The sequence below is a fragment of the Ideonella sp. genome (assembly GCF_041918995.1).
Taxonomy (GTDB): Bacteria; Pseudomonadota; Gammaproteobacteria; order Burkholderiales; family Burkholderiaceae_C; genus Ideonella.
Genome location: NZ_JAYRUN010000001.1, coordinates 249,557 through 274,946, shown reverse-complemented (window position 1 = coordinate 274,946; position 25,390 = coordinate 249,557). Strand labels below are relative to the sequence as shown.

Below are 25,390 nucleotides of genomic sequence, written 5' to 3'. Positions count from 1 at the left end.
CCATGTCCCAACGCCCGCCCCCCCGCCGCCCCGGCGGCGCCCCGCGCCCCGCACCGGGCGCACGCGCCCAGCGACCGGCGCCTGCCCCGCACGCCACCTCCGTCGAGCCGGCCACCGCCCCTGAGCGCCTGAGCGACGCCGACCTGGCCGCGCTGGAAAGCCTGCTCGAGCGCATCCCCGAGCCGGCCGAGCCGCTGGACGTGATGATGCTCGACGGCTACCTCTGCGGTGTGCTGCTGCAGCCCCGTCCCGTGCCCGAGGCCCAGTGGTGGAAGCACGTGCTCGACGTGGACGGCCGGCTGGTGGCCCCCGGCTTCGACACCGGTTTCCTGCAAACCTTGGTGCGCCGCCGCCACGCCGAGCTGGACGCCGCCATCGCCCAGCGCCAGTGGTTCGACCCCTGGGTGTTCGAGCTGGAGGATGACGAAGACCCCCTGCAGACCGTGATGCCCTGGGTGGCCGGCTTCGCCACCGCCATGGAGTTCTTCCCCGCGCTGATGCGCAGCGATTCCCCCGACGTGGCCGAACCGTTGGCCGTGCTCTACCGCAGCTTCGACCCCGAAGACCTGGAAGACGCCGACGAACTGCTCGGGCTCATCGAAGAACTCGAACCCCCGGCCGACCTGGCCGAGGCGGTGGAGGCGCTGGTCAACAGCGTGCTGCTGCTGGCGGATGTGACGAGGCCGTTGGCGAGTACGCGGCCGGCAGCAGGACGCCCGAGGCCAGGGGCCGGCGGCGCGCGCCGGCCGCGGCGCTGAGCCTGCCGGGGCCCGCTGCGGGATCCCGGCGGGGCGGGCGCAGCGCACGCACGCCGGGCGGTGCGATCACGAGGTGAGGGGTGGGGACAGCGCCTCCGGTGTGCCCTTCCGGGAGATTCGCTGGAGCGTGGCTTCCAGGGCGGCGGTGTCGGGGTAGATGCGGACCGGGGTGACCCTGCCCCATCTGATCTCGATGAGGTTGACACCTTCAGCCGATGTCACCACGCCATCGGTACCTCGGTTCGTCTCCGTCCAGATGGCCTGCACCTGCGTGCGCCACGGCCCACCGCTGACCCTGACCTCCTGGACGCTGAAGCTGATTCCATTCAGCAGGCGAAGCAGCCGTTCGTACCCGGCGCGCATGGCGTCGGGTGTCCGACGCGTTCCTGACAGGGCGTGAGTGCCCACGAAGTAGTGCTGCGCGTCGGGAGCCAACTCATCGGTGACGGCTTCGATGCGACCTGCGCTGAGCCCCGCGAAGGCAGCGATGACCCTGCGTCGAACCATGGCGTGGTACACGTGTGCTCCTTGTGCTGACCGTGGTGAGAGACGCTTCGACCGACAGCGGGCGAGGCGCGCGGGCGCTCGGGTCCGGTAGGGACGTCTGCAGTCCCGCCGAAGGCCGTCGACCGCATCACCGATCGATGACCACCAGAGTGCCATGACTGCCCGCGGCGACCGCATGGCGGACACCGGCAGGAACGATGGCCAGTTCTCCGCGACGCACGATGACCGGGAGGCCCTCCATGTCGAGATTCATCTGGCCATCCAGCACCAGCAGTGCTTCCTCGAAGCCATGTGCCTCCGATGGGTAGGCCGCGCCATCCATGCGCAGCACCTTGAGGGTGGCACCAGCCGCTTGGCCGAGCGCGAGCGACTGCCAAGCTGCCGGAAGGGCGGCGGCTTCGTGCAGCAGGTTGATCTTGTTCATGTCGGGCATGCGAAGAGAGGGAGGAGGACGCGCGGCCGCCTGTCGGACCGGCCGGGCAGCGTGAGCAGCCTGAGGGTTTCGCCGTCATCGACGGTAAGACACCCCTGCGGTGGCCATGAAGCCTTTCGGGTCGAACCGTGACCACACCGTTCCCCAGGGGAACGACGCACTGCCGTCGGTCAGCGTCACATTCAGCTGCCGCTCGAGCTCGCGGGACATGAATGCCATCTGACGCAGGCTGGACGCCTCCGTGGGCCAGCTGTCGGACAACTCGTCGTCGGGAAGCGATAGGCCCAGCGTCACCATCACGAGGCCATCCTGCCGGAAGCACAGGCCGGCGCCGGCGGGGCGTCCCCCGAAGGTGACGTGGGCCAGGGACAACCACAGGTAGCCCGTGCCTCCCTGGCGCTGCGCCGCCACGCGTTCGCCCAGCGCCTGGCGGCCGGTGTGCAGCAGCGTGCGGCCGTCGATGGCTACCGTGCCGACGTGAACCGCGCCGTCGGCGTCGATTCGGATCGGGGCAGGCAGTTCCATCGCGGCGTCGTCGGTCGGCGCAGCATCCTCGGCAGCCGCACGGGGCTCAGTCACCGGACGGGGGGACGTCGGGGATGAACGTGATCAGGTCGGTGACACCCACATCCACGCCGGCCTGAAAGAGCAGGGTGGACACCTGGCCGCGGTGGTGCGTCTGGTGGTTGAAGAAGTGCTGCAGCACCGCGCCAAGGGGCTTGTTTGCCGTGACGCCCGCCATGTTGGCATAGGCCAGGGTGGACGCCAGGTGCACGGGGGTCAGCTCGTCCACCCAGCGCTCGATGATGTCGTCGACCCGCCGGCGGTAGTCACCCAGGCCCTCCAACTCGGATGAAACGGTCTGTCGAAGCGACGTGGGCCGCTCGAATGCCGACAACGCCGCGAGCGCGGAGAACCCGCCCGGATACTGCGCGAAGCGGTGCAGCCAGATAGTGTCGGCCACGGCGATGTGGTTGAGTGTGCCCAGGATGGAACCGAAGAAGGCGCCTTTGTCGGCGCGCAGATCGGCTGGGCTCACGTCCCGGGCAGCACGGAACACGCGCTCATTCATCGTGCGGTTGTATGCCGCGAGCAGCACGGCCATCTGCGGTGTCATGCGGTCTCCTTTGCAGAACATGGACGCCCCAGCCGGCTCGCCGGGGCGCCGCGGGCTGGCTGGGGTGTCAGGCGCCAGCGCCCCGTGGGAGGACCAGGTAGTCCGCTACCGGCTCCAGGACCAGCTCGGGCAGGCGCTCGACAACCGCCTCGTCCATCTTCCGACTCGCCTCTGGATCCCCCGGCGTGCCCGCGAACGCGTCCTCTCGTGCCTTTGCGCTGGGCCATTGGGCGTAGCCGTACCACCAGCCGTCCGGTCCTCGGTGAAGGCGGGAACCCAACGAGCCGCCCTGCGCGAGCAAGCGCTCCGTGACCCGGGACCACGCTTCGACGAACTGCTGCTCCTTGCCTTCGCGCAGCCGCCATCGGTACAGGACGGTGAATCCAGGGCCTTGTCGTTGAATCATGGTCAGCTCCCGTGTGACGGGCCGCACGCCGCGCCATGTCACTGGGGCGTCGCCCGGCAGGTGCGGGGCCCGCCGGCATGCTAACGCCGCAGGGGGTTGGGCGGACACCGCATTCCCGGTGGGCCGGCCTCGCCGTCCGTGAGATGTGGCGAGCTGCGCGCGTGCACTCGACCGTTCAGCCCGGCAGGCGACGAATGTAGGCGCCGGTGGGAGACGCGCGCAGCTCCCACTGGTACTCCAGGACGAACCGGCTACCGGAAGCCGTCCTCGCCGTCAGGTCGGGCGGGAACCGGCAGGCCGAGAAACCCTGGGTGGCGGCGTGGTCCAGGCTGGCATGCCCGCTTCCCTGGAGCAGGACCACGGCCGAGACCCTGCCGTCGGGCTCCACGTCGATCCGGACCGTCGTTCGTCCTTCCTGCCTGCTCTTCCTCGCCTCCCGCGGGTACTCGGGCGGAAAGCACCCGCCCACTGGGGTCCACCGCTGACGTCGCTGGTGGCACATCGCCAACTCCGGATTGCAGTCGCGGATGGCGTTCCAGGTGTCCAGCTGGCGCGCCAGCCACGCCTCCTGCGTCGTCACCTCCGGCATGGTGGCGCATGCCGTCAGCACGCACGCGGACAGAAGCCAGCCTGGCGTGCCTGGAAGTGGTCGGTGCATCATTCTCGGCTCCCTCGTGTCCGGACCGTGGTCGGCGGCGGTGACGGTCTCGTGTGCATCCAGATTGTGGCCTGCGGAAGCCTCACCCGAACACCCGCCTTGCGTGCCAGCCCAGCCCCTGCGCCACGCTGGCCAGGCGGTCGCCGCGCACGGTGCGGGCGTGGGTGAAGGGCTCGGCGATGCGCGTGGCCAGGGGCAGCAGGCCGGTGGAGCCGCCAGTGAGGTAGACCACGTCCACCTGCTCGGGCGCCACGCCGGCGCGGCGGGCGGTTTCCACGCCGGCGGCCACGATGCGGGCCATGTCGGCTTCCAGGGCGGTCAGGGCGTCGGGCTCGGTCAGGTGGCCGGCCAGGCCGTCTTCCACGGCGTCCAGGGGGATGTCCACCTGGCCCGTGCTGCCGGCGTCGGCCACGGCGATCTTGGCGGCTTCGGCGGCGCCCAGCAGGGCGTGGCCCAGGCGGTGCTCGACGATGGCGAGCAGGCGCGCGTGCAGGGTGGGGTCGGCGTAGAAGCTGCGCATGCGGCGCAGCTCCATCACGCGGGCCGGGGTGTACACCGTGTTCACCAGGTGCCAGGTGGCGAGGTCGAAGTACACCTTGCTGGGCACCTCGCGCTCAGCCGGCCTGGGGCCGCGGGCGCGGTAGCCGGCCAGGGGCAGGATGGCGGCCAGCTCCACGTGGCGGTCGAAGTCGGTGCCGGCCACGTGCACGCCGTGGCTGGCCAGGATGTCGTCGCTGCGGTCCACGCGGGCGCGGCGGCTGGGGCCCACGCGCACGAGCGAGAAGTCGGACGTGCCGCCGCCGATGTCGGCCACGAGCACCAGCTCTTCGCGGTCGGTGCTGGCTTCATGGTCCAGCGCGGCGGCGATGGGCTCGAACTGGAACGCCACCTCGGTGAAGCCCACTGAGCGTGCGGCGGTCTCCAGCGCGGCCTGAGCCTGGGCGTCGCGCTCGGGGTCGTCGTCCACGAAGTAGACGGGCCGGCCCAGCACGGCGCGGGTCAGCGGTGCGCCGGCCTCGGCCTCGGCCAGCGCCTTCAGGTGGCGCAGGTAGCCGGCGATCACCTCCACGAAGCGCACCGAGCGGCCGGCGCCCACGTCGGTGCTCTGCTCGATGAGGGCGGAGCCCAGCACGCTCTTCATCGAGCGCATGAGCCGGCCCTCGTGGCCGTCCACATAGGCGGCCAGGGCGGGGCGGCCGAACAGCACGCGCGGCGGTTCGTGCGGGGCCGTGCCCTCCAGCGAATAGAACACCGCCGTGGGCATGGTGCGCTGGCCGGGCTCCACCTCCACCAGGCGCACGCCGCCTGTTGGCGTGGGCAGGGCGATGGCGGAGTTGGAGGTGCCGAAGTCGATGGCGCAGAAGGCCGGGGCGGCCTGGGGGGTGGGAGTCGTCATCGGGGCAGGGCCGGCCAAAAAGGGGCGCGATTCTACGCAGGTGGGAGGTGCTTCGATAGGCGGGTGCTGAGCTCGTCGAAGGGCTCAGCCTGAACGGAGGGGGCTTCGACAGGCTCAGCCCGAACGGATCTCTCTGTCCCGTTCGTCCTGAGCCTGTCGAAGGGCTCGGCCTGATCGGAAGGGGGCTTCGACAGGCTCAGCCTGAACGGAGCTCTCCGTCCGGTTCGCCCTGAGCCTGTCGAAGGGCTCAGCCTGATCGGCAGGAGGCTTCGGCAGGCTCAGCCCGAACGGATCTCTGTGTCCCGTTCGCCCTGAGCCTGTCGAAGGGCTCAGCCTGATCGGAAGGAGGCTTCGGCAGGCTCAGCCCGGACGGATCTCTCTGTCCCGTTCGCCCTGAGCCTGTCGAAGGGCTCGGCCTGATCGGAAGGGGGCTTCGACAGGCTCAGCCCGAACGGATCTCTGTGTCCCGTTCGCCCTGAGCCTGTCGAAGGGCTCAGCCTGATCGGAAGGAGGCTTCGGCAGGCTCAGCCCGAACGGATCTCTCTGTCCCGTTCGCCCTGAGCTTGTCGAAGGGCTCAGCCTGATCGGAAGGGGGCTTCGACAGGCTCAGCCCGGACGGATCTCTGTGTCCCGTTCGCCCTGAGCTTGTCGAAGGGCTCAGCCTGAACGGTGGGGGCTTCGACAGGCTCAGCCCGAACGGATCTCTCCCTTCCCCGTTCGCCCTGAGCTTGTCGAAGGGCCCTCGGTCCTCGGCCCCGAAGGGCTCACGTGTCCAGGATGACGAGGGCCCGGAAGTCGTTGATGTTGGTGTGCGTGGGCCCGGTGTGCACCAGCTGGCCCAGGGCATCCAGCGCGGTGGCGCTGTCGTGCGCGGCCAGGGCGGCGGGCAGGCTCAGGCCCAGGGCGTGGGCGCGGGCCAGGGTGTCAGGGGCCACCCAGGCGCCCGCGGCGCGGGCGGCGCCGTCGAGCCCGTCGGTGCCGGCGGCCAGGGCGTGGATGCGCGGGTGGCCGCCCAGCGCCAGGGCCAGTGCCAGCGCGAACTCGGTGTTGCGCCCGCCGCGGCCGGCGGGCCCCTGCAGGGTGACGGTGGGCTCGCCGCCCGAGAGCAGCACGCAGGGCGGCGCGAAGGGCACGCCGCGCTCGGCCACGGCGCGGGCGATGGCGGCGTGCGCCAGCGCCTGGTCGCGCGCCTCGCCCTCCATGGCCTCGGCCAGGATGTGGGCGCGCCACCCGGCGGCCTGCGCGGCCTGGGCGGCGGCCTGCAGGCCGTTCCATGCGCTGGCCACGAGGCGGTGCGTGTGGCCGGCCAGGCGCGCGTCGCCCGGCTTGGGCGATTCCCAGCGGGCGTCGGCCCACGCCGCCGCCACGGTGGGGCCGGGTTCGATGGCATAGCGGGCCAGCACGGCGGCGGCGTCGGCGCAGGTGCTGGAGTCGGGCAGCGTGGGGCCCGAGGCCACCACGGCCGGGTCGTCGCCCGGCACATCGCTCAGGATCAGCGAGTGCACGCGCGCCGGGTGCGCCGCCAGCGCCAGCCGGCCGCCCTTGATGGCCGAAAGGTGGCGGCGCACCGTGTTGATCTCGCCGATGGTGGCGCCGCGGGCCAGCAGCTCGCGCGTCAGGCGCTGCTTGTCGGCCAGGGCCAGGCCCTCGGCGGGCAGGGCGCACAGGGCCGAGCCGCCGCCGGAGACGAGCGCGAGCACCAGGTCGTCGGGCCCCAGGCCCTGCACGGCCGCCAGCAGGGCGCGTCCGGCGGCCTCGCTGCGGGCATCGGGCACGGGGTGGCTGGCTTGCAGCAGACGCAGGCGCGCCAGGGGCAGGGCGCTGCCCTCGGGCACCACCACCACGCCGCTTAAGCGCGCGTCGGCAGGCCAGTGCGCCTCCACCGCCTGGGCCATGGCGGCGGCGGACTTGCCCACGCCCACCACCACGGTCCGGCCGCGCTCGGGCGGCTCGGGCAGGTGGGGCGGCAGGATGCGCGCGGGGTCAGCGGCCTCGCGCATGGCCGCGTACAGCCGGTGCAGCAGGGCGAGCGGGTCGGCGCAGGGGGAGGGCGCCGAAGGTGGCGCCGAGGAGGGCGCAGGGCCGGGCGGGCGGGGCATGGCCGATTCTGGCCCGCCCGCCACCCGGCCGGTGGTCAGCCGGTGATCAGCCGGTGATCAGGTCGCCAGCGCCACCTGGGTGGGGCGCTGCGGCAGCTCGGGGCCGCAGAAGCCGAAGGCCAGCTGCGGGCGCTTGCCGCTCATCAGCTCGGCCAGGGCGCGGCCGGAGCCGGCGCCGTGCGTCCAGCCCAGCGTGCCGTGGCCGGCGTTCAGCCACAGGTTGGCCACGCGAGCGGCGCGGCCGATGTAGGGCACGTTGTTGGGCGTGCTGGGGCGCAGGCCCGTCCAGTAGTTGGGCTCGGTGGTGTCGGCCACGCCGGGGAAGAGCTCTTCGTAGCGCTTCACCAGCGCCTCGCAGCGCACGCGGGCGGTGGCGGTGTCCAGGCTCAGGTCGTAGCCCGCCATCTCGGCCGTGCCGGCGATGCGGATGTGGTCGCCCAGGCGCGAGATGGCGATCTTGCGCGTGTCGTCCAGCAGGCTCACCACGCTGGCGGCCTCGGGCCGCTTCAGGCGCAGCGTGGCCGAGTAGCCCTTGGCGGGGTAGATGGCCAGGTTCACGCCCAGCGGGCGCAGCAGCGGGGCGGTGAAGCTGCCCATCGCGGCCACGTACTGGTCGGCCTTCAGCGTGCGGCGCTGGCCGGTGCGCTGGCAGCCCACGCGCACGCCGCTGACCTCTCCACCGGCGGTGTCCACGCCGATCACGTCGTGCTCGTACAGGAACTGCACGCCGCGCTCGCGCGCCAGGCGGGCCAGCTGCTGGGTGAACACGCGGGCGTCGCCCGATTCGTCGCTGGGGGTGAAGGTGCCGCCGTGGATGTGCGGGCCGAAGGCGGCGAGCGCCGGCTCCACCTTGAGCACCTCGTCGCGGTCGAGCACGCGGCGGTCCACGCCGTGGGCGCGCATCAGTTCGGCCGCGGCGGCGCCGGATTGGTAATCCTTCTCGGTGGAGAAGAAGTGCAGGATGCCGCGCTCCAGGCGGTCGTACTGGATGCCGGTCTGCGCCACCAGCTGCTTGAGCGATTCGTGGCTGTAGGCGCCCAGCGCCACCAGCTGTTGCACGTTGCGCGCAAAGGCGGCGTCGCTGCAGTGGGTCAGGAACTTCAGGCCCCAGATCCACTGGTGCGGGTCCAGCCGGGGGCGGAACAACAGCGGCGAGTCGTCGCGCAGCAGCCATTTCAGCACCTTCAACGGCGCGTCCTTGCTGGCCCAGGGCTCGCAGAAGCTCACCGAGATCTGCGCGCCGTTGGCGAAGCTGGTCTCCAGGGCGGCGTCGGGCTGCCGATCCACCACGGTGACCTCATGGCCCTCTTCGAGCAGGTACCAGGCGGTGCTGATGCCGACGATGCCGGCGCCGAGAACGATGACCTTCATGGGGGGCGGTGGGGTGACGGGAGCGACGCCGCGATTGTGCGGATGACGCCCGTCAAGTTGAAGGGTTACTCATGAAAGTCTCTGTTCATAAGGTTGGCTAATGGATTGGCATGCGCTTTGCCAGCGGGCGTGCAGCGGCCGGTGTGGCGAAAGTCGCAAAAGGGCCATAAGCGGGTGCTCTCGCGCTCTGCTCGTCGTAACGAATTCATACAGCGTGCCGAAACTGAGTCCATCCACCGGAGACGCCCATGACACAAGCCGCCCACCCGAGCCTGTTCCGCCGCCTGATGGGCGCGTCGTCGTCTCCTGCGCCGGAGCTGGACCCGGCCGACATGGGCACCGCCATGGGCCTGGATTTCTGCCTGGATGAGCCGCCGGCGGACCTGCCGGCCCCGGGCGCCCTGGCCACCACGGCCGGCGCGGCCGCGGCGCAGGTGAGCTGGCTGCGGCGTCTGAGCGCCAGCTGATTCGTCATGCCGGAGCCGCCGCGGGCGGGCTCCGGCGCGGCGGCCCTCCCGAGCCGCCCCACGCCCTCCTGCCGGTGCTCAGCGCACCAGCAGCATCGGCGTCTGGCAGTGGGCCATCACCTTGGTGGCCACCGATCCCATCACGAGGTTGCCCAGCGTGCCGTGGCCGTGGGAGCCCATCACCAGCAGGTCGAAGCCGCCCTTGGCCGCCACGGCGGCGATGCTGTCGGCGGCGTGGCCGACCTTGGTGACGAAGTTCGCGCGCAGCTTCTGCTTGCCGAAGAAGGTGCGGATGGGCTTGAAGACCTTCTCGGCCTCGGCCTCGTAGTAGGACGCGAGCACGGCCTTGTCCAGCGCCGCGGCGGCGCGCGGCGGCACGGCGGGCACCACGTGCACCACGGTGTACTCGTGCTGGTCACCCAGCCATTCGTCGTGCGCTGCCAGGTAGGCGAGCATGCGCTTGGTGTAGGAGCTGCCGTCCACGGCCACCAGGATCTTCATCGTCTTCTCCTTGTCGAGCGGGGTCCGCCCCCGGGTGAGCGCGGGAAGTGTCGCACGCAGGGGTGGGGCTCCCTTGCCGTGCGTCAAGCCGCGCCGGCGCCTGCCGGCACGTCGATCACCAGCCCGGGCCGGAAGCCCGCGCGCTCGCCCTTGGCCGCATAACCCAGCGGGTTGGCCACCACGCGGCAGCGGTTGCCCGCGCCGGCGCGGTAGTCCACCGCACAGTGCAGGTGGCCGTGCAGCCACAGGTCGGCGTGGTCCAGGCAGTCGTCGATGGCGTTGCAGAAGCCGGCGGTGCCGGGCACCAGCCCGTAGCGCGGGTCGGCGCTGCGCAGGCTGGGCGCATGGTGGGTGACGACCACGGTGGGGCCGGCCGGGTACGGCTCGGCCAGCGCCGTGCGCAGCCACGCCTGGCAGGCCAGCGCCTGCTCGCGCCACTGCTCGGCCAGCATGGGCTCGCCGCCCTGCAGCGCGGTGAAGCGGCGCAGGTAGAAGTTGGCCGCGCGGAAGGCCTTGTCACGCGCCTTGAGCTGCTGGGTGGCCGTTTTCTCGCGCGCGGCCAGGGCGTCGAAATCGGTCCACAGCGTGGTGCCGATGAAGCGCACGCCGTCGATGCGCACCACCGCGCGCTCCAGCCAGGTGATGCCCAGCTCGTCGCACAGGGCGCGCAGGCGAGCGTGGCGCGGGCCGAACTCACCGCCGTCGTACTCGTGGTTGCCCGGCACGTAGAGCACGCGGCGCCAGGGCGCGCCGGGCTGGCGCGGCGAGAAGCGCGCCAAGCCGAAATCGTCGCCGCCCAGCAGCGAGCCGGCCTGGTAGCTGCCCACATCGCCGGCCAGCACCAGGGTGTCGGCGCCGGGCGCTGGGGCGAGCACGAAGCCGGGGTCGCGTTCGAGGTGCAGGTCCGAGGCGAGTTGCAGGCGCATGCGGGGGATGATCGCACCGCGGCTGCGGGCAGGTGCCGATGGGCGCGTCGCGAGGCCGCTGCTAGGGTGGCCGCCTACCTGCCCATGGCCTGGCTCGGCGGGCGCATCGGCGCGCGCATCGTGCCGGCTGCGCCAGCCGCGCTGCGATGAAGCGAAAGCCGCGAGACCCGACCGGAGCCCCCCATGCCAGAGAACAAGACCCAGCCCACCGACGCCAGCGTGAGCGACTACATCGCCTCGCGCGCCAGCGACGAGCAGCGCACCGACTGCGCCGTGCTGATGACCATGTTCCAACGGCTCACCGGTGAACCGCCAACCATGTGGGGGCCCAGCATCGTTGGCCATGGCCGCTACCGCTACACGTACGACAGCGGACGCAGCGGCGAGGCCTGCCTGGCCGCCTTCGCCATCCGCGGCCGCGAGCTGGTGGTCTACCTCTCGTGCGACGGGCACGACCAGCAGGCCCTGCTGGCCCGCGTGGGCAAGCACAAGATGGGCAAGTCGTGCTTCTACTTCAAGCGCCTGGCCGACCTGGACACGGCGGTGCTGGAGCAACTGGTGGCAGGCTCGATTGCCGAGGTGCGGCGGAAGTACGGCTGACGGGCGCCGCCTGCCATGGCGCCGAATCGGCTGCCTCGATTCCCACGCGGGCTGCCGCGCAACCCCGCCATCGAGCGCTGGCTGGCCATTCACCGAGCACGTCGACGGCGGGAATGCCGCGGTTGCGGTCGGTCGGGCTTTGGAGCTGAGTAGCCGCAGTCAGTCCGGCCAGGACCTCGAACTGGCGAAGGCCCGCGTGCGCGAGTTCTTCAACACGCGCACCTATGGGTCAAGCCATGACGGCGATCAGTGCTGCAAGAGCGGCTTCAGCAGGAAGCCGCGCTGTTCGAATCCCCAGACATTGCGCATCACGCCGGTGATTTCGCCTCGACCGTTGATGGCCATGGCTTCCGTCAGCAGCCACTCGTTCGGGTCCAGTTGGGAGGGATCGACCAGGTCGTTCAGGTCGAGGACCGCGCCGGCCTGCCACAGCGTGGCGTGCGGCGTTTCGGTGCCCACCTTGGAGCTGGCCCCAACCGCCGAGCCCTGATTGTTGATCCCGTTGACCCAGCCCTGCGCCCCGCCGAGGGTGCCCACATCGACCGGCGTGGTTCCGCTCCAGATGATCGGGCGGGAATACGCGCCGGGCGCGATGTGGTAGCCGACCGCGGTGCCGTTGTCGTTCACGCCGCGCGCGTTGGACGAACCGGCGAGGCCCGCGCCGAGGTTGGTGAGCCCGCCGGCGCTCGACCACATCACCGCCCGCGTGCCCTGCTGGCCGCGCGCGGTGCTGTAGCCCACCACATGGCCCTTATTGCTCAGCGCCGTGGCGACGGCGTTCTTGCCGCCGAGGTCCGGCAGCGCCCGTGCCACGCCTGCGCGCCACACCACGGCGCGGTAGCGCACGTTGCCGGCGGTGGTGGCGTAGCCGGCGATGTCGCCGCGGCGGTTGATGGCGTAGGCGCCGCTGGCTTGCCCACCGAGGTTGGGGAGCTGAGTGGCCAGGCCGTTGACCCAGGTCGTGGCCACGTCGTTGCCTCCGCCCGCGAGAGTGCTGGCACCGATCACCACGTTCTGATCGTTGATGCCGGTTGCCGTAGCGTTCATGCCGCCCAGCGTGCCCAGGTCGGTCGGGTTCGACGCGGTCCAGCGCACGGCGCGCCGCGTCTCGTACGGTGCATCGTCGTCGCAGCAAGGCATGGTGTGCGCCTTGCCAACCACTGTGCCCGATTCATTGAGGGCGAGCCCAATGGCGATCGAGCCACCGAAGGAATCGAGGCGGATCAGTTGGTAGGTCGGCGCCGCCTGGGCGGCGACGGGGATGAGCGAGGCGGCCACGGCGGCAGCCAGGATGGCGTGGATGGTCTTCATGTCGGGAGCGGCGTGAATAGAAGAAGCCCGCCAGGCAAGTCCCCCGGCAGCGCCGCCGGTTATAGCCGCGCATTGGCGGCGCGACGTCGACAAATTGCTGAGCAAGGGGGCCGCAGGCGGGTCGGGTTGAATATGGTTGATCGGCCTGATGCAGCGCCCGCTCGGCGAGTTTGGCCAAGAACACGAGAGTGATCCGATCGCGGACCTGCCGCCATGCTGCCCTTTTTTGGAGTTATGACCACAGTGCCGCTTCGGGTCGACAGGCGCCGGTCGCCATGCCTCAACCGACAGACCGCAATCAGTGTGAAGCTGTCCTCTCTACGGCCTGCTCAGCTGCTCCCGCACCCTCACCGCACCCACCGAAGCCCTGCCACCGCCATCAACCCCGGTCGGTCCCGCGCGTCCACCGCGAGCCGCTCGCCTGGGCGGTTGAAGCGGTAGCGCTGCCCGCTGGCAGGGCCGATCACGGTGGCGCTTGGGGCGGTGCCGGTGTATTCGAAGACGATGGTCGTGATGCGCGCCGGCGATGCGGGGATGGCGGGCGTCGCGTGCATCGCGCGGGCGGCGGGCGGGGTAGGCGTGCGCGTGAGCGCGGCGCGTCGGGTGCCACAGCACATGAGGGTCTCCAGGGTTGGGGTCAGGCAGGGGTGTCGGTTTGCTGCGCGCGTTGCAGCAGCATGGCGCCGCCGGACGCGGCGAGCCAGGCGACCAGCCGGCCTGGCCAGTCGTCGGCCAGCCAGGCCGCGAAGGGCAGGGCCAGCCAGAGGCTGGCGCAGTAGAAGCAGTCCATCATCTGGCCGGCCAGGCCGTCGCCGGCCGCGCGGCGCAGGCGCACCACCACGTCCCACGGGCCGTCTTCGGCCACGACGAGGTGGGTGAGCCGCCACGTGGCCAGCGTGGCGGCGGCAAGGCTGGCCAGGTCGAGCATGGCTTCTTTCGGTCAGACCGTGACCTGGAAGCTGCGCTCGCTGAGGTTGCGGTGCGCGAAGTTGGCCTGGCAGTCCACGATGGTGCGCTTGTAGGCGCGCAGCTCCAGCTGGTAGCAGCAGCTCTCCGGGAAGGCCGTGGCCGCGGGCAGGCGCAGGCGCAGTGCGCCGCCGGTCCAGGTGGGCGCTGTGGCGTTCTGGGGAGCCGAGCGCGCGGTGGCGTAGTCCGGCCCCACCTGCGCCGCGGCCGGCACCGGCGGTGCGCCGCCGGGCAGCGGCATCAGCCCCGCGGCGCCGCCGGCCAGCGCGATCAGGTCGCGCGCCAGGTTTTCGCCGTAGGTGGCGATCAGGCTGTACCAGGCCAGGTGGCCTTGCGCGTCGTGGGCGATGAAGTCCACTTCCAGCATGTCGCCTTCGGCCAGCGTGACGTTGCCGCAGGGGCCGATGGGGGTGGCGCTCGAGTCGGCGTGCACGATGCGCGCGTCGAGGATGTCGGTCATCGGCTCGTCGGTGCAGGCGTGGGTGGTGCCGGGGCCGCAGGGGTTGTCGATCGGGCCGGGCGCAGGGTAGCTCGACTGGTTGTCGATGGTCACCACGATCTGCGCCTCGTCCTGGTCGTTGCACAGCCGCATCACTCTGGGGTTGGACAACGTGCCGCCGGCTTCGTCGTAGCCCACCACGCGCAGCCGGTAGGTGCCGTCGCCGAACACGCCTTGCGTGACCCAGGGGAACACCAGGTCGATGTGGGTGCCCAGCCAGACCTTGCTGCCGCCCCAGTCGGCGGGGGTGTGGGTGGCCTCGTAGTGGGCCACGGTCTCGTAGACGTGGTGGCCATTGATGGGCACGGTGGCGCTGAAGCCCACGTCCACGTCGGTGCCGAGCGCGAAGTCCCAGTACTCGCGCACGAAGCCGCCCAGCGCATCGGCGGGCACCGCGCCCCAGGTGGCGCCGCCATCGGCGCTGAACTCGATCTCGTAGTAGTCGATGCTGCTCATGCACTGCGCGGTGCCGCGGATGTGCACCACGCCGCCAAAGGGCGCGTCGGCGCCGGTGGCGATCACGTCCGGGAAGGCGTAGCCCACCGGGGCCGGGTCGGCGCCGGGGTTGCCGCCCACCTGGTCGGCGTCGACGCTGCACACCTTGGCCAGCGCCAGGCATTCGCCCTCGTCGCAGTCGTTGATGGGCACGCAGCAGGCGCCTTCGCCGGCGGTGAGCGTCACGTCCAGCACCTGGGGCACGTTCCAGCGCGCCTGCAGCCAGCCTTCGTCGACGACGACGCGTTCGACGCCGCCGCAGCGCTGCGTGGCACGGAAGACGAGGTCGGGTGTGCAGTCCCACCAGGGCTGCCAGGGGGCCCAGGGCCACAGCCGCTCGGTCAGGCGCGGGTTCAGGTGGTCAGCCAGCGGCGGCAGCTTCGCGACCAGGCGCTCGCGCAGGCCGTCCAGCAGGTCGGGCTGCACGCGGGCGAGTGGCGGTGCGGGGGCGAAGGCCTTGGCGCCGCGCCGTGGCAAGGCCAGCCGCTCGCGCGGGGGGGTGCGTGCACCGCCCATGCCCAGCAAGGCCTGCTCGCCCAGCAGGTGTTGGAACAGGTTCAGGTCGGGCGAGGGGTCGGGCAGGGGGATCTTCGGCACACGCGGTTCGCGCTGCAGCGCGCCATACAGGTGGCGGGCCAGGTCCGGCTCCACCTGCCAGCGGCGCAGCGACCACCACCACCACGGCCACCAGCCGCAGCACCAGCGGAAGCTCATGCTGAAGCTGCCGCTCGCGTCGGTGGTGGCGCAGGCCAGCTGCTGCTTGCTCCACCACCACCAGAAGGCGTCGACGTCGTAGGCGCAGACCACCGCGCCGGGCACGGGTGAGCCATCCGGGCAGAGCAGGCGGCCGCGCACGGTGAAGGTGCGGCACCAGCGCAGCCACCAGTGCCAGTGGTACTCGGGAATGCGCAGCGGCGGCAGCACCAGCTCCTCGCGGCCGACGAAGCGACGCAGCGGCACATCGATGCCCAGCGTCTGCAGGCCGACGAGGTCGTCATCGCTGGCGTCGGGTGGGCCCACCACGATGCGCAGCGCGCCGGCCGTTTCCTTGAGCTCGAACCGGGCGTAGGCCATGCCCTTGGGGTCGAATTCGAGCAGTTGGTAAGCGACCGGCTTGCCGCCGGCGGTGAGCAGGGCCCTGATCGGTTGCTTGGGGTCGCGGGCCTCGATGCCGGTGGCATCGAGGGGAAGGGTGAGGCGTGCCATGGTGAGCTCTCCTGACGCGTGAGTGATGCGTCAGTCGGAGCCTGACGCGTGAGTAATGCGTCAGTCTGAGAGCCGGTGGCACGCGGCCACCACCCCGAAGGTTCGCTGCTTTCCTCCCTCGGCCATGGGCCCTAGAAGGCCACCACGGCTATTCGAGCCCCCACACCATCGGGAACTCGTACGGGCCGGGTGTCAGCGCGATCGGCGCGGGGCTGCGCGGCGGGTGCAGCCGGTGGGCCATCGGAACCCGCGGCGGCGCTTACAGCGCCTGCAGCTTGTCGCCGCGCAGGCCGACCAGCAGCGCCTTGCCGCTCGCATCGACGCGGAACTCGCCGTAGCGGGCGCGCGCCCAGCGCTCGGCCTCGCCTTCGCGGAAGAACCAGGCGTCGGTGACGAGCACCCAGCGGCTGTCCTTGGGCGTCAGCTCGATGCGCAGTTCGCCCGGGGCCAAGGGCTGGCCGTCGTCTGCGCGCAGCAGCGTGGCGATGCCATTGGCTTCGCGCCGCGCGACCACCTTGGGGCGATCGGCGGTCGCCAGCCCCTCCACACGCGGTTCCACCTCGGGCGGCAGGCGGAAGGCGAGTTCCATGTAGTCACCCTGCATCAGCGAGCGCGGGTCCACGGGCGCCAGTTCCACGAACACCGGCTGGCCGGTGGCGATGAGCCGTTCTTTCTGCCAGATGCCGACGTTGGCCACCACCAGCACGGCCGCCAGGGTGCCTGCAATGCCCAGCAGCACCCTGCGTGGCCGTGCGGCGGGCCGCGCCTTGTCGTGGCTCGGCGCTGCGTTGCCCGGCCGGCCGACGCGCAGCGCCAGCCACGCGAACAGCCCCAGCAGCGCGCCGGCACCGGTGAGCGCGATGGCCTTGGTGGCCAGTGGCCAGTCCAGCCGGTAGTAGAAGGCGCCGACGATCCACGCCGCCGAGGCAGCCGCGGCGCAGGCCAGGCGCCAGCGCTGGCCGCTGGCGGCCACCGCCAGCAGCAGCAGCACCGCGCCGAGCGCCGGCATGAACCAGGCGAGTGCAACGAGCACCAGCGCGACGCCGGCGCACCAAGGCCGGCGCAGCGCCGGCCAGTGGTGGGCCAGCCAGGCGCCGCCCGCGGCGGCGAGCGTGGCGGAGGCGGCCTGCAGCCACGGCTGGGCACCGGCGCCGGCGCGGGCGCCGCGCGACGTCCAGTAGCCCGGTCCGTCGCCCAGGCTGGCGCCCACCAGGAAGGCCATGCCCGACCAGGCGGCCAGCGCCGCGGCGGTGGCCACGAAGCTGCCCGCGAGCACCGGCTCCAGCGCGACGCCCAGCCGCGCTGCTGGCCCGTGGGCGATCACGCGTGCCTGCGCCGCCCAGGCGCCGAGCGTGGCCGCGCCCACCAGGTGCCAGGACAGCCAGTACCCGGCCATGTCCGTGCCGCTGTCGAACAGCCGCGGTGCATCGGGCAGCAGGGCGATGGCCAGCAGCACCGCCGCCGTGGCGCCCAACAGCAGGCGCAGCCAGGTGCGCCCCACCACCAGGGCCACGCCGAGGGCCACTGCGGCCAGCCCGGCCGACGCGGCCTGGGCCTGCAGGTCCCGGTACAGCCCGAAGCCGATCGAGGCGCCGCCCACCAGCAGCGCCGGCACGGCCAGCTGCTCGACGAACAGGGGCAGGCCCTTGGCGTGCAGCACGACGACGGCGCCCGACAGCACGAGTACGCCGACGACATAGGCCCCGACGCCCTGGTCCAGCGGGTCGCCCAGCAGCATGCCCACGACGATGGTGAGCGGCAGGGCGGCGAGCCAGGCGCCGAGCGCTGTCAGCAGCACGGCGGGCCAGGGCCGCGTGTCCTGCGCGGCCACGCGTGCGTCGGCCGGCAGCAGTCCCTCGGCCACGGCGGCTTGCAGCCACGCGTCGATGCGGGTGTCGGTGGTCATGGGGCCTCCTTCGTGGCATGCACGCGGGCGATACGCAGCACCGCGGTGACGGTGGCCGCCAGCAGGCCGGCAGCCACCAGGCCGAGCACCAGCAGCTGACCGATGGTGTCGCCGCCGCGCCCGTCGAACAGCATGCGGGCCAGGCCGCAGACGAGCAGCGTGTCCAGCCCCAGCGCGATGGCGCTCAGGCCGTAGAGGTCAAAGAAGCGGCCAGTGGCGAACAGCGCGGCGCCGGTGGCCAGCAACAGCAGGCCCAGCCCGTAGTGCGAGCTGACCTCGTGCGAGAAGAGCCCGAACAAGGCGGTGGTGGTGACCGTGATCACGGTGAGCGTGGTGGCCGTGCGCAGCGACCACACGCCCGCGCCCGTGAAGCGCCGGGCCGGTGCGCTGAAAGCCGCCACGAGCACGAGCGCCGCGATCCACCCCAGGCCATGCACCTGCAGGTCACCTGGGCGCACCGCCCACACGTGGCCCAGGTGGGCATGCACCCACAGCGAGATGCCCGTCATCGCGACCAGCGCCCACGGTGCCCAGGCCACGTCGCTGCGCAACGCCAGGCACAGCGGCAGCGTGAGCGCGGCCCACAGCGCGAAGAGCTGCCACGGGTCGGCGCCGGTCTGATAGGTCTGGCCGAAGTAGGCGAAGAGGCCGCCGGTGGCGAGCAGCGCGGCCAAGGCCAGCGGCACGCGCGCAGCGGGCTTGAACAGCGCGCCGACGCAGGCCACCACCACCGCCGCCTGCAGCAGCGCGAAGCGGCCGAACCGGCCCAGCGAATCCCAGTTGGCCGCCACCCAGAAGATCATGCCCAGGCCCAGCAGCGCCGCGGCGAGCACCGCGATGCCACGCGCCAGCCAGGTGGCGGCTGCCGCGGGCTCGGCGTCCACGCCGGCGAGCTGGCGCAGCCGCCGCGCGCCGGCTTCGTCCAGCCCGTGGCGGGCCGTCAGTTCATACAGCGCAAGGCGCAGGTCCATCGCGGGCTCCTCCCGTTGTCTTCTTGGCGGGCGAATCGTAACGGCGCCAGTGGAGGTCTCGTCGGCGCATGCCCCGCCCCGGCGGCTTCCGCCGCGGCCAGCGTTCTCAGGGCGGGTGGAGTTCCCCACCGGGCGGTGGGTCGCCTGCCCCATCCGTCGAATGCCAGGTCGCCTCAAGCCGCGCGCAGCCCATCCACGATGTTCAGCCGCGCGGCGCGCCAGGCGGGCAGGAAACCGCCGGCCACGCCCATGGCGAGCGCGAACAGGAAAGCCTGCACGGCGATCGACGGGGTGAGCCGGAAGCGGAAGGCCAGCTCGGCGAAGGTCTGGAAGTTGGTGGTGGAGATGTCCACGGTCTGCATCACGCTGGCCGCGGCCAGGCCGGCCACGCCGCCCACGGCGCTGAGGACCAGGCTCTCGGCCAGGAACGCGCGCAGCACCGCGCCACGGCGGAAGCCCAGTGCGCGCAAGGTGCCGATCTCGCCCGTGCGCTGGGCCACGGCGGCGAACATGGTGATCATGGCGCCCACCACCGCGCCGATGGAGAAGATGGCCGCCAGCACGCTGCCCAGGATGCGGATGAACTCGGCCAGGGCGCGGCTCTGCTCCTCGTAGAACTGCACCTCGGGCTTGGCGTCCAGCTGCAGGCGCAGGTCGGCCGCGATGGCGGCCTGCAGGCGCGCCACCTCGGCCAGGCTGGCCGCCCGCATCACCACGATGGAATAGGCCGCGCGGCGGTAGCTCTGCAGCATCAGCTCGGCGTCGCCCCAGATCTCGGAATCGAAGGCGCTGCCGCCGGCGTCGAGCACGCCCACGATCTGCCAGTCGCGCCCGCCGAAGCGCAGGCTGCCGCCCAGCTGGGCGCCGGCGAAGCCGCTGGCCACCGAGCGCCCCACCACGATCTCGGCGGTGCCCGGGCGGAACCAGCGCCCCTGCACCAGCCGCGCCTGGGGGCGCAGGGCGGTGCCGGCCGGGCCCATGCCGCGCATGGTCACCTGGCCCGGCCCGCCGGTGCCGCGCTTGGCCAGGGTGTTGAGCACCACGGTCTCGGCCGACACGAGCCGCTGCCCGCCCACGCTGGCCACGCCCGGCAGCGCGGCCAGGATGGCGGCCTGGCCGCGGTCGATGCCGCTGCTGATCTCGGCGTTGGCGCCCTTGCGCAGGATCATCAGGTTGTCCGCCTGGCCGGTGGCCACCAGGGTGGCGCGGATGCCCTCGCTCATCATCAGCACGGTGGCGAAGGTGAACACCACCAGCGCCATGCCGGCGGCCGTGAGCGCGGTGGTCACGCGGCGCGCCCAGAGGTTGCGCGCCACGTAGCGCCAGGGCAGGCCGCTAGGCGACATGGCGCAGCCCCTGCACGATGTCGATGCGGCCCATGCGCCAGGCGGGCCAGGCGGCGGCCACCGTGCCCACCAGCGCCGCCGCGCCCAGCTGCATGGCCACCGTGGCGGGCTGCACCTGGAACGCGGGCAGGAACGAGCCCAGCGCCTGCGCGATGGCGCGCACGGCGGGGAAGGTGAGCGCCACGCCGATGGCCGCGCCGATCAGCGCGATGAGCAGGCTCTCGCCGAACAGCAGCCGCACGATGAAGCTGGGCGGGAAGCCCAGCGCCTTGAGCGTGGCGTACTCGGCCATGCGCTCGCGTGCGGTCATGGTCATGGTGTTGGCCATCACCACCATGATGATGACGATGAGGATCAGGCTCACCGCCTCGATGGCCACCAGGATGGCCTGGCTCATGGAGACGAAGCCCAGCTGGAAGGCGGCCTCGGTCTCGGTGAGCGTCTCCGCGGCGGAGTTGCGGAACAGCGCGTCCACCCGCTCGGACACCAGCGCCGCATTGGCCGGCTGGTCGATGCCCAGCACGTACACGCCGACGAAGTCCGCCCGCGGGCCGTACTTGCGGCGCATCGTCTCGTTGATGTATTGCCAGTGGAACAGCATCTGGTTCTCGTCGGTGCGCTCCTCGGCGCCGTCCCAGATGCCGCGCAGCGTGAAGGTCCAGGTGCCGCTGTAGATGGTGCCGCGCAGGGGGATCTGGTCGCCCACCTGCCAGCCGTAGGTGCGCGCGAGCTTGCGGCCCACGATGGCGCCGCGGCGGTCGCGCAGGAAGGCCTGCTTCTGGTCCTCGGGCAGCAGGTACTCGGGGTACAGCGCCAGGTAGCTGGCCGGCTCCACCGCGAACTGCGGGAAGAAGTTGCGCTCGGTCTGGTACACGCCGCCGAACCAGTTGGCCCACGAGATGGTGGTCACGCCCTCCACGCCCTTCAGGCGTTGGGCGTAGTGCAGCGGCAGCGGGAAGGTGAGCGACACCGAGCTGCGTGTGACCAGGCGGGTGCTGGAACTGGCCGCCACGCCGGCGTACCAGGCGTCCACCAGCGTGCGCAGCAGGCCGAAGGCGCACACGGCCACCACCAGGCCCACGATGGTGAGCGCGGTGCGCAGCCGGTGGCGGAACGCGTTGAGCAGCAGCAGCTTGAGCAGGAACATGGCCGGCGGGGGTGGGGCGCCCGGGGCAGTGTAGGCTGCGCCCCTGCTTCATCTGCAAGGGATGCGCCCATGACCACTGCCCAGCTCTGTCTGCTCGTCGCCTGCCTGCTGCCCGTGTCCTGCGCCTGGGTGGCCAAGGCCGGGGCCTTCGGGCTGAAGGACAACCACGACCCGCGTGCCTGGCTGGCGCGCCAGGACGGCTGGCGGGCACGTGCCAACGCCGCGCAGGCCAACGGCTTCGAGGCGCTGCCGCTGTTCATCGCCGGCCTGTTCGTGGCGCACCAGCACCAGGCGCCCCAGGCCACCGTCGACATGCTGGCGCTGGCCTTCGTGGCGGCGCGCGTGGCCTACATCGGCCTGTACCTGGCGGACTGGGCCGCGCTGCGCTCGGTGGCCTGGGTGGCGGCCGTGGCGGCGGCGCTGGGGCTGTTCTTCGCCGGCTGATGGCGCGCCTGGCGCGCAGGGTGCCCGGGGTGCGCCCGCGGCCGGCTCAGCGCGCGGCGCCGTGCCAGCCCTCCGTGGCGCGCTGCAGCCGCAGGTGGGCGCCGGCCGGCAGGGCCAGCGTGGCCAGCCCGTCCATCAGCTCGCGGGCACGCTCCTGCAGCAGCGCCAACGCGGGGGTGCCGCCCAGATAACCCGCCGTGTGGCGCGGCAGCGTGAACGTGGGCCCGGCCCGCGGCGCGCGGCGGCCAGGGCGGGCCGGCAGCCGGGTCAGGGCGGTGCCGAGTTCGCCCATCGCGTGCATGGCCCCCACCGCGACGGACCACACCGCCTGCCGCACGTCGGCGTGCGCCTGCGGCGTGTCGTACAGCGTGCTCCAGGCGCGCAACATGAGCGCGTAGCTGGCATTGAAGGCATCCAGCAGCGGCACCGCGGCCGGGTGGGTGACGTGCACCCGGCCGCGCGCCACCGGCGCCCGCATCACCGGGTGGGTGGCCGCGGGGCGCGCCGGCTCGAAGCCGGGCCGCCGGCGGCGCAGCGCGCGCAGCTCCTGCTGCATGGCGACGAAGCGGGCGTAGTGGCCGTCCTCGCGGTCGTCGCCGCTGCCTTCGCCCTGCGCCACCACCTGCTCGATGGCGCGCAGCGCGCTGGCCAGGTCCGTCACCACCTCGAGCGGCTGGCCGGGCAGCTCCTCGGGGCGCATCTGCGCCGCGGCACCGCCCGGGAACGGCCGCGGCGAGTGGTCCGCCAGGGCCCGCAGGCCGTCCGCGATGCGGGCATAGAACTCGCCGATGGTGCGGTAGTCCGGCGCATGGGGCGTCAGGCGGGCGGTGGGCGGCAGCGCACGCGAGGCCGGTGCGGGCGGGCTGTCCGGCACGGCCGGCGGCGTGTCGCGGTGGGGGTCCTGCGGCGCACGTTCGAGGAAGATGAAGTGCTGCAGCGCCTCGTCCGAGAACGGCGCGAGCGCCACCACGATGCCCGCCGGGTGGTAGCCGGGCGCCACGGGCAGGTTGGGCCGGTCGAAGTGCGGCCGCGCACCCAGCGCCACCATCAGGTTGGCCACCTGCGCCAGGTGGGCCATCTCCTCCATGCACACCGTGCGCAGCGAGGCGCGCCAGCGGGACACGGCGGCGAGCTCGCCGTCCGTGAGGTCCTCGTCGGTGCCGGTCTTCAGGCTGAAGCCGGCATAGAGGTAGCTGCACAGCAGGTTGTGCTCCAGCTCGGCCGCCTCGGTCAGCAGGTGCAGCAGCTGTTCGCGGGTGGTGGGCAGGGCGGCGCCGGTGGGTGGGGAAGAGGCCATGGCGGGCCCTCGGGCATACCGCGTTCCTTCCGCGGGGCCGCGCCGCCGGAACAGGCATGATGGGTCCGGTGACACCGAACCCGGACCTTGCGCTGTCCGCCACGCCGTCCGCCGCGGCCCCCGCGCCCGACGCTGCCGTGGACCAGAGGCTCGACCCCATTCCCGGGCACCGGGCGATGTGGGTGGGCATCTGCCTGGAGTTCGTCGAGTTCGCCGTCTTCTTCGCCGTGTACTTCAGCGCCCGCTGGCACTATCCCGAGGCGTTCCAGACCGGGGCCAGCAAGCTGTGGACCGCCGGTGGCGTGGCCATCACGCTCGCCATGGTGACCAGCGGCTGGCTGCTGACCCGCGCACTCGCGGCGATGGCTGAGGACCGGCGCCGGGCTGCGCTGCGATGGATGCTCGCGGCGCTCGCCGTGGGTGCGCTGTACCCGGTGACGAAGCTCTTCGAGTGGCGCTGGAACATGGCCCACGGGCTCGACGCCACCGCCGGGGTGTTCGTGGTCGTCTACTGGTACCTCACCATCAATCACTTCATCCACGCCAGCTGGGGCCTGCTGGGCATGGCGTGGTGCAGCGCGCGCCTGTATGCCGGCCAGTACAGCGCGGCGGACCACCGGGGCCTGCAGTCCCTGGCGGTCTACTGGCATGCGACCGACCTGGTCTGGCTCATGCTGTTCGGCCTGTTCTATGCCTATGCCTGATCCCGCAGTCCCCGCGCCCGCCTCTGGCACAAAACCCCGCGACACGGCCACGGGGACTTGGCTGCTGTTGGTGGTGCTGACCCTGGTCAGCGCCCTCACCACCGCGCACGGCGCCCACCCGGGCTGGCGGCTGGCTGCGGCGCTGGCGGTCGCGGCGCTGTGTGCGCTCAAGGCGCGGCTGCTGGTGCGCGGCTATCTGCACTCGCGCGCCGCCGGGCCGCTGTTCGACCGCCTGGTGTGTGCGTTCGCGGTGCTGGCCCCGGCGCTGCTGGTGCTCAGCGCCCTCAGGGAGGCATGGCGGGCGCTGGCGGCATGACCGGAACGGCACGCCACTGTGCCGCGGGCCGGCCAGAATCCGGGGCATGACGCCCGCCCCCGCCACGCACCCGCCCGAGGCCTCGTTCCACCACATCCACCCGCACCCGCTCGTCGCGCACCCGGGCGACACGGTGGGGCAGGTGCGGGCGCGGCTGCGCCAGCGGCGGGCCGACCAGGCGTGGAGCCTGCTGTGCGTGCTGGACGGTGACGGCCGGCTGCTGGGCACGCTGGCGCCGCAGGCGCTGGCGGCGCTGGACGACGCGGCGCGGGTGGACGAGGCCATGGAACCGCACGGCCCGCGCGTCACGCCCGGCATGGACCAGGAGGAGATGGCGTCCTGGGCGCTGCACCGCACGTGGAGGACCTGCACCGCCTGGCCGGCATCACGCGCGAGGCCGATGGCGGCGCGCGCACGCCCGACGCCACGCGGGCGCTGGAGGCGCTGGAGGCGCCGCCCATGCGCCGCGCGCGGCACCGCCTGCCCTGGCTGCTGGTGGGGCTGGCGGGCAGCGTGCTCGCCACCGCTGATGCTGCCCTGGGCCCTGCAGCGGCTGAAGCTCGACCCGGCCTACGGCAGCGGGCCGCTGGCCACCATCGTGCAGGACGTGCTGAGCCTGCTCATCTACTTCGGGTTCGCCACGGCGTTGCTCTTCTGAGCGAGCTGGCGCTCGAAGAACCCGGTCGCGCGGGCCAGCGCCGCGGCATTGCCGCTGCCATGCGCGACGCCGGGCATCACCTCCAGGCTCACCGGGCTGCCCAGCGCCTGCAGTGCCGCATGCAGGCAGGCGATGCGGTCCTGTCGGTCGGAGCCCCGGCGCTGCTCGGCGCGCGCCCACAGGCGAGAGGGTGGCTGGGGCTTGATCTCGTGCGTCTCGGTGTCGCGCTCGCCGATGAGCAGCTTCACCGGCACGCGGGCCGCGGCGGCCACGTCCACCCGCCGGCCGAAGCGCGCCGCCGTGTCGGCCACGCCGGCCCACCAGGCGGCGTGCGGGTCCGGCAGCGTCACCTCGCCCGGCGCGCCCACCACCACGGCATGCAGCCGCTCGGGCCACAGCCAGAGGTAGCGGTGCGCGAACTGCGCGCCGCCCGAGTAGCCATACAGGCAGAAGCGGGTGATGCAGGCCCTCGGTGCGCCCGCCTCGGCGGCGGCCTGGTCGATCATGGCGTGCAGCAGGCGGTCGTAGCGCAGGGGGCCCTCCTGCAGGCGCTTGTAGCCGTCCTCCTCGCCGTCCCCCCGCGGGCTCTTGGGGAAGTGGGGGGCCAGCAGGAGCAGGCCGTGGCGGTCGGCCAGCGGCGCGAAGGCCCGCACCAGCGAGGCGACGTCGCGCGTGCTGTCGTGCACGGCCACCAGCAGGCCGGTGGGGGCTGGGCGTCCCCGCGCATGGGGCCGGCGCAGGGCGAAGTGGAACCGGGGGTCCGCGGCCAGTGGCCGCCAGGGCGCGCCGGGTGGGGCGTCGCCAGGGGAGGGAAGGGGCATGCCCTGTGTCGGCAAGCGGTGGGCCCGTTCGCGGCGCCGAGGACGTCGGTGGGCGACGCCGCCC

At 72.5% G+C, this 25,390-nt stretch carries 28 protein-coding genes; 7 read left to right on the top strand and 21 right to left on the bottom strand.

Annotated features, from left to right (window positions below):
* The first annotated feature begins 2 nt into the window (after positions 1 to 2).
* Positions 3 to 758 carry a YecA family protein gene (locus tag ACE3UN_RS01345; RefSeq protein WP_374673096.1) on the top strand — a complete coding sequence of 252 codons (756 nt, stop codon included), beginning with the start codon at positions 3 to 5 and terminating at the stop codon, positions 756 to 758.
* A gap of 66 nt (positions 759 to 824) precedes the next feature.
* On the opposite strand, the gene ACE3UN_RS01340 is transcribed toward ACE3UN_RS01345, so the two are convergent.
* From ACE3UN_RS01340 to ACE3UN_RS01300, 9 genes are all read right to left on the bottom strand, one after another.
* Positions 825 to 1,277, bottom strand: a complete 453-nt coding sequence (locus tag ACE3UN_RS01340; RefSeq protein ID WP_374673095.1) for a nuclear transport factor 2 family protein — start codon at positions 1,275 to 1,277, stop codon at positions 825 to 827.
* A 115-nt stretch (positions 1,278 to 1,392) separates the two neighbouring features.
* On the bottom strand, positions 1,393 to 1,689 hold the full coding sequence (locus ACE3UN_RS01335; protein ID WP_374673094.1) for a cupin domain-containing protein: 297 nt from the start codon (positions 1,687 to 1,689) through the stop codon (positions 1,393 to 1,395).
* Positions 1,690 to 1,773: 84 nt separating this feature from the next.
* Positions 1,774 to 2,223, bottom strand: coding sequence for a hypothetical protein (locus ACE3UN_RS01330; RefSeq protein ID WP_374673093.1), 450 nt, complete (start codon positions 2,221 to 2,223; stop codon positions 1,774 to 1,776).
* A 46-nt stretch (positions 2,224 to 2,269) separates the two neighbouring features.
* A complete protein-coding gene (locus ACE3UN_RS01325) occupies positions 2,270 to 2,815 on the bottom strand; it encodes a DinB family protein (protein WP_374673092.1) in 546 nt (181 codons plus the stop codon).
* 67 nt (positions 2,816 to 2,882) lie between these two features.
* Positions 2,883 to 3,221, bottom strand: a complete 339-nt coding sequence (locus tag ACE3UN_RS01320; RefSeq protein WP_374673091.1) for an antibiotic biosynthesis monooxygenase — start codon at positions 3,219 to 3,221, stop codon at positions 2,883 to 2,885.
* Between the two features lie 175 nt (positions 3,222 to 3,396).
* On the bottom strand, positions 3,397 to 3,882 hold the full coding sequence (locus tag ACE3UN_RS01315; RefSeq protein ID WP_374673090.1) for an energy transducer TonB: 486 nt from the start codon (positions 3,880 to 3,882) through the stop codon (positions 3,397 to 3,399).
* A 79-nt stretch (positions 3,883 to 3,961) separates the two neighbouring features.
* On the bottom strand, positions 3,962 to 5,275 hold the full coding sequence (locus tag ACE3UN_RS01310) for an Hsp70 family protein (RefSeq protein ID WP_374673089.1): 1,314 nt from the start codon (positions 5,273 to 5,275) through the stop codon (positions 3,962 to 3,964).
* 764 nt (positions 5,276 to 6,039) lie between these two features.
* A complete protein-coding gene (locus ACE3UN_RS01305; RefSeq protein ID WP_374673088.1) occupies positions 6,040 to 7,374 on the bottom strand; it encodes a glycerate kinase in 1,335 nt (444 codons plus the stop codon).
* A 57-nt stretch (positions 7,375 to 7,431) separates the two neighbouring features.
* Positions 7,432 to 8,745, bottom strand: a complete 1,314-nt coding sequence (locus ACE3UN_RS01300) for a D-amino acid dehydrogenase (protein ID WP_374673087.1) — start codon at positions 8,743 to 8,745, stop codon at positions 7,432 to 7,434.
* 248 nt (positions 8,746 to 8,993) lie between these two features.
* On the opposite strand from ACE3UN_RS01300, the gene ACE3UN_RS01295 reads away from it, so the two are divergent.
* A complete protein-coding gene (locus ACE3UN_RS01295; RefSeq protein WP_374673086.1) occupies positions 8,994 to 9,212 on the top strand; it encodes a hypothetical protein in 219 nt (72 codons plus the stop codon).
* A 78-nt stretch (positions 9,213 to 9,290) separates the two neighbouring features.
* Here ACE3UN_RS01295 and ACE3UN_RS01290 read toward each other — a convergent pair whose 3' ends face one another.
* Together ACE3UN_RS01290 and ACE3UN_RS01285 are read right to left on the bottom strand one after the other, a co-directional pair.
* A complete protein-coding gene (locus tag ACE3UN_RS01290) occupies positions 9,291 to 9,713 on the bottom strand; it encodes a universal stress protein (RefSeq protein WP_374673085.1) in 423 nt (140 codons plus the stop codon).
* An 83-nt stretch (positions 9,714 to 9,796) separates the two neighbouring features.
* Positions 9,797 to 10,639, bottom strand: a complete 843-nt coding sequence (locus tag ACE3UN_RS01285) for a metallophosphoesterase (RefSeq protein WP_374673084.1) — start codon at positions 10,637 to 10,639, stop codon at positions 9,797 to 9,799.
* 183 nt (positions 10,640 to 10,822) lie between these two features.
* Between ACE3UN_RS01285 and ACE3UN_RS01280 the strand changes: the two genes are divergently transcribed.
* Positions 10,823 to 11,239 carry a DUF1801 domain-containing protein gene (locus ACE3UN_RS01280; RefSeq protein ID WP_374673083.1) on the top strand — a complete coding sequence of 139 codons (417 nt, stop codon included), beginning with the start codon at positions 10,823 to 10,825 and terminating at the stop codon, positions 11,237 to 11,239.
* Between the two features lie 246 nt (positions 11,240 to 11,485).
* On the opposite strand, the gene ACE3UN_RS01275 is transcribed toward ACE3UN_RS01280, so the two are convergent.
* The 8 genes from ACE3UN_RS01275 to ACE3UN_RS01240 all read right to left on the bottom strand — a co-directional run bounded on the left by ACE3UN_RS01275 (position 11,486) and on the right by ACE3UN_RS01240 (position 21,086).
* Positions 11,486 to 12,550, bottom strand: coding sequence for a hypothetical protein (locus ACE3UN_RS01275; protein ID WP_374673082.1), 1,065 nt, complete (start codon positions 12,548 to 12,550; stop codon positions 11,486 to 11,488).
* Between the two features lie 347 nt (positions 12,551 to 12,897).
* Positions 12,898 to 13,104 carry a hypothetical protein gene (locus ACE3UN_RS01270; RefSeq protein ID WP_374673081.1) on the bottom strand — a complete coding sequence of 69 codons (207 nt, stop codon included), beginning with the start codon at positions 13,102 to 13,104 and terminating at the stop codon, positions 12,898 to 12,900.
* An 83-nt stretch (positions 13,105 to 13,187) separates the two neighbouring features.
* Complete coding sequence (locus tag ACE3UN_RS01265) at positions 13,188 to 13,478, bottom strand: hypothetical protein (RefSeq protein WP_374673080.1); 291 nt, start codon at positions 13,476 to 13,478, stop codon at positions 13,188 to 13,190.
* 12 nt (positions 13,479 to 13,490) lie between these two features.
* Positions 13,491 to 15,716: a hypothetical protein gene (locus ACE3UN_RS01260; RefSeq protein WP_374673079.1), complete on the bottom strand. Its 2,226-nt coding sequence runs from the start codon at positions 15,714 to 15,716 to the stop codon at positions 13,491 to 13,493.
* 259 nt (positions 15,717 to 15,975) lie between these two features.
* Entirely contained in the window at positions 15,976 to 17,622 is a 1,647-nt protein-coding gene (locus tag ACE3UN_RS01255) for a GDYXXLXY domain-containing protein (RefSeq protein WP_374673078.1), read from the bottom strand.
* On the bottom strand, positions 17,619 to 18,593 hold the full coding sequence (locus ACE3UN_RS01250; RefSeq protein WP_374673077.1) for a DUF2157 domain-containing protein: 975 nt from the start codon (positions 18,591 to 18,593) through the stop codon (positions 17,619 to 17,621). Before ACE3UN_RS01250 ends, ACE3UN_RS01255 begins: the two co-directional genes overlap by 4 nt.
* 173 nt (positions 18,594 to 18,766) lie before the next feature.
* Positions 18,767 to 19,939, bottom strand: a complete 1,173-nt coding sequence (locus ACE3UN_RS01245; protein ID WP_374673076.1) for an ABC transporter permease — start codon at positions 19,937 to 19,939, stop codon at positions 18,767 to 18,769.
* Positions 19,929 to 21,086 (bottom strand): ABC transporter permease, encoded by a 1,158-nt coding sequence (locus ACE3UN_RS01240; protein ID WP_374673075.1) that lies wholly within the window; start codon positions 21,084 to 21,086, stop codon positions 19,929 to 19,931. Before ACE3UN_RS01240 ends, ACE3UN_RS01245 begins: the two co-directional genes overlap by 11 nt.
* Before the next feature lie 69 nt (positions 21,087 to 21,155).
* On the opposite strand from ACE3UN_RS01240, the gene ACE3UN_RS01235 reads away from it, so the two are divergent.
* On the top strand, positions 21,156 to 21,530 hold the full coding sequence (locus ACE3UN_RS01235; protein WP_374673074.1) for an MAPEG family protein: 375 nt from the start codon (positions 21,156 to 21,158) through the stop codon (positions 21,528 to 21,530).
* Between the two features lie 46 nt (positions 21,531 to 21,576).
* On the opposite strand, the gene ACE3UN_RS01230 is transcribed toward ACE3UN_RS01235, so the two are convergent.
* On the bottom strand, positions 21,577 to 22,827 hold the full coding sequence (locus ACE3UN_RS01230; protein ID WP_374673073.1) for a ferritin-like protein: 1,251 nt from the start codon (positions 22,825 to 22,827) through the stop codon (positions 21,577 to 21,579).
* A 68-nt stretch (positions 22,828 to 22,895) separates the two neighbouring features.
* Here ACE3UN_RS01230 and ACE3UN_RS01225 point away from each other — a divergent pair, with 68 nt between their 5' ends.
* The 3 genes from ACE3UN_RS01225 (at position 22,896) to ACE3UN_RS01215 (ending at position 24,505) form a co-directional block, all read left to right on the top strand.
* Positions 22,896 to 23,531, top strand: coding sequence for a cytochrome c oxidase subunit 3 (locus ACE3UN_RS01225; protein ID WP_374673072.1), 636 nt, complete (start codon positions 22,896 to 22,898; stop codon positions 23,529 to 23,531).
* A gap of 67 nt (positions 23,532 to 23,598) precedes the next feature.
* Positions 23,599 to 23,847: a hypothetical protein gene (locus ACE3UN_RS01220; protein ID WP_374673071.1), complete on the top strand. Its 249-nt coding sequence runs from the start codon at positions 23,599 to 23,601 to the stop codon at positions 23,845 to 23,847.
* 46 nt (positions 23,848 to 23,893) lie between these two features.
* Positions 23,894 to 24,505, top strand: coding sequence for a magnesium transporter (locus ACE3UN_RS01215; protein ID WP_374673070.1), 612 nt, complete (start codon positions 23,894 to 23,896; stop codon positions 24,503 to 24,505).
* Here the strand turns inward: ACE3UN_RS01215 and ACE3UN_RS01210 are convergent.
* On the bottom strand, positions 24,472 to 25,326 hold the full coding sequence (locus tag ACE3UN_RS01210; RefSeq protein ID WP_374673069.1) for an alpha/beta hydrolase: 855 nt from the start codon (positions 25,324 to 25,326) through the stop codon (positions 24,472 to 24,474). The genes ACE3UN_RS01215 and ACE3UN_RS01210 overlap by 34 nt on opposite strands.
* Positions 25,327 to 25,390: the final 64 nt, after the last annotated feature.

What these genes read in the sequence shown, in the direction of transcription:
- ACE3UN_RS01345 (WP_374673096.1), top strand. Translation starts at nt 3, where the DNA reads ATGTCCCAACGCCCGCCCCCCCGCCGCCCCGGCGGCGCCCCGCGCCCC.
- ACE3UN_RS01335 (WP_374673094.1), bottom strand. Translation starts at nt 1,689, where the DNA reads ATGAACAAGATCAACCTGCTGCACGAAGCCGCCGCCCTTCCGGCAGCT.
- ACE3UN_RS01330 (WP_374673093.1), bottom strand. Translation starts at nt 2,223, where the DNA reads ATGGAACTGCCTGCCCCGATCCGAATCGACGCCGACGGCGCGGTTCAC.
- ACE3UN_RS01325 (WP_374673092.1), bottom strand. Translation starts at nt 2,815, where the DNA reads ATGACACCGCAGATGGCCGTGCTGCTCGCGGCATACAACCGCACGATG.
- ACE3UN_RS01320 (WP_374673091.1), bottom strand. Translation starts at nt 3,221, where the DNA reads ATGATTCAACGACAAGGCCCTGGATTCACCGTCCTGTACCGATGGCGG.
- ACE3UN_RS01315 (WP_374673090.1), bottom strand. Translation starts at nt 3,882, where the DNA reads ATGATGCACCGACCACTTCCAGGCACGCCAGGCTGGCTTCTGTCCGCG.
- ACE3UN_RS01310 (WP_374673089.1), bottom strand. Translation starts at nt 5,275, where the DNA reads ATGACGACTCCCACCCCCCAGGCCGCCCCGGCCTTCTGCGCCATCGAC.
- ACE3UN_RS01305 (WP_374673088.1), bottom strand. Translation starts at nt 7,374, where the DNA reads ATGCCCCGCCCGCCCGGCCCTGCGCCCTCCTCGGCGCCACCTTCGGCG.
- ACE3UN_RS01300 (WP_374673087.1), bottom strand. Translation starts at nt 8,745, where the DNA reads ATGAAGGTCATCGTTCTCGGCGCCGGCATCGTCGGCATCAGCACCGCC.
- ACE3UN_RS01295 (WP_374673086.1), top strand. Translation starts at nt 8,994, where the DNA reads ATGACACAAGCCGCCCACCCGAGCCTGTTCCGCCGCCTGATGGGCGCG.
- ACE3UN_RS01290 (WP_374673085.1), bottom strand. Translation starts at nt 9,713, where the DNA reads ATGAAGATCCTGGTGGCCGTGGACGGCAGCTCCTACACCAAGCGCATG.
- ACE3UN_RS01285 (WP_374673084.1), bottom strand. Translation starts at nt 10,639, where the DNA reads ATGCGCCTGCAACTCGCCTCGGACCTGCACCTCGAACGCGACCCCGGC.
- ACE3UN_RS01280 (WP_374673083.1), top strand. Translation starts at nt 10,823, where the DNA reads ATGCCAGAGAACAAGACCCAGCCCACCGACGCCAGCGTGAGCGACTAC.
- ACE3UN_RS01275 (WP_374673082.1), bottom strand. Translation starts at nt 12,550, where the DNA reads ATGAAGACCATCCACGCCATCCTGGCTGCCGCCGTGGCCGCCTCGCTC.
- ACE3UN_RS01270 (WP_374673081.1), bottom strand. Translation starts at nt 13,104, where the DNA reads ATGCACGCGACGCCCGCCATCCCCGCATCGCCGGCGCGCATCACGACC.
- ACE3UN_RS01265 (WP_374673080.1), bottom strand. Translation starts at nt 13,478, where the DNA reads ATGCTCGACCTGGCCAGCCTTGCCGCCGCCACGCTGGCCACGTGGCGG.
- ACE3UN_RS01260 (WP_374673079.1), bottom strand. Translation starts at nt 15,716, where the DNA reads ATGGCACGCCTCACCCTTCCCCTCGATGCCACCGGCATCGAGGCCCGC.
- ACE3UN_RS01255 (WP_374673078.1), bottom strand. Translation starts at nt 17,622, where the DNA reads ATGACCACCGACACCCGCATCGACGCGTGGCTGCAAGCCGCCGTGGCC.
- ACE3UN_RS01250 (WP_374673077.1), bottom strand. Translation starts at nt 18,593, where the DNA reads ATGGACCTGCGCCTTGCGCTGTATGAACTGACGGCCCGCCACGGGCTG.
- ACE3UN_RS01245 (WP_374673076.1), bottom strand. Translation starts at nt 19,939, where the DNA reads ATGTCGCCTAGCGGCCTGCCCTGGCGCTACGTGGCGCGCAACCTCTGG.
- ACE3UN_RS01240 (WP_374673075.1), bottom strand. Translation starts at nt 21,086, where the DNA reads ATGTTCCTGCTCAAGCTGCTGCTGCTCAACGCGTTCCGCCACCGGCTG.
- ACE3UN_RS01235 (WP_374673074.1), top strand. Translation starts at nt 21,156, where the DNA reads ATGACCACTGCCCAGCTCTGTCTGCTCGTCGCCTGCCTGCTGCCCGTG.
- ACE3UN_RS01230 (WP_374673073.1), bottom strand. Translation starts at nt 22,827, where the DNA reads ATGGCCTCTTCCCCACCCACCGGCGCCGCCCTGCCCACCACCCGCGAA.
- ACE3UN_RS01215 (WP_374673070.1), top strand. Translation starts at nt 23,894, where the DNA reads ATGACGCCCGCCCCCGCCACGCACCCGCCCGAGGCCTCGTTCCACCAC.
- ACE3UN_RS01210 (WP_374673069.1), bottom strand. Translation starts at nt 25,326, where the DNA reads ATGCCCCTTCCCTCCCCTGGCGACGCCCCACCCGGCGCGCCCTGGCGG.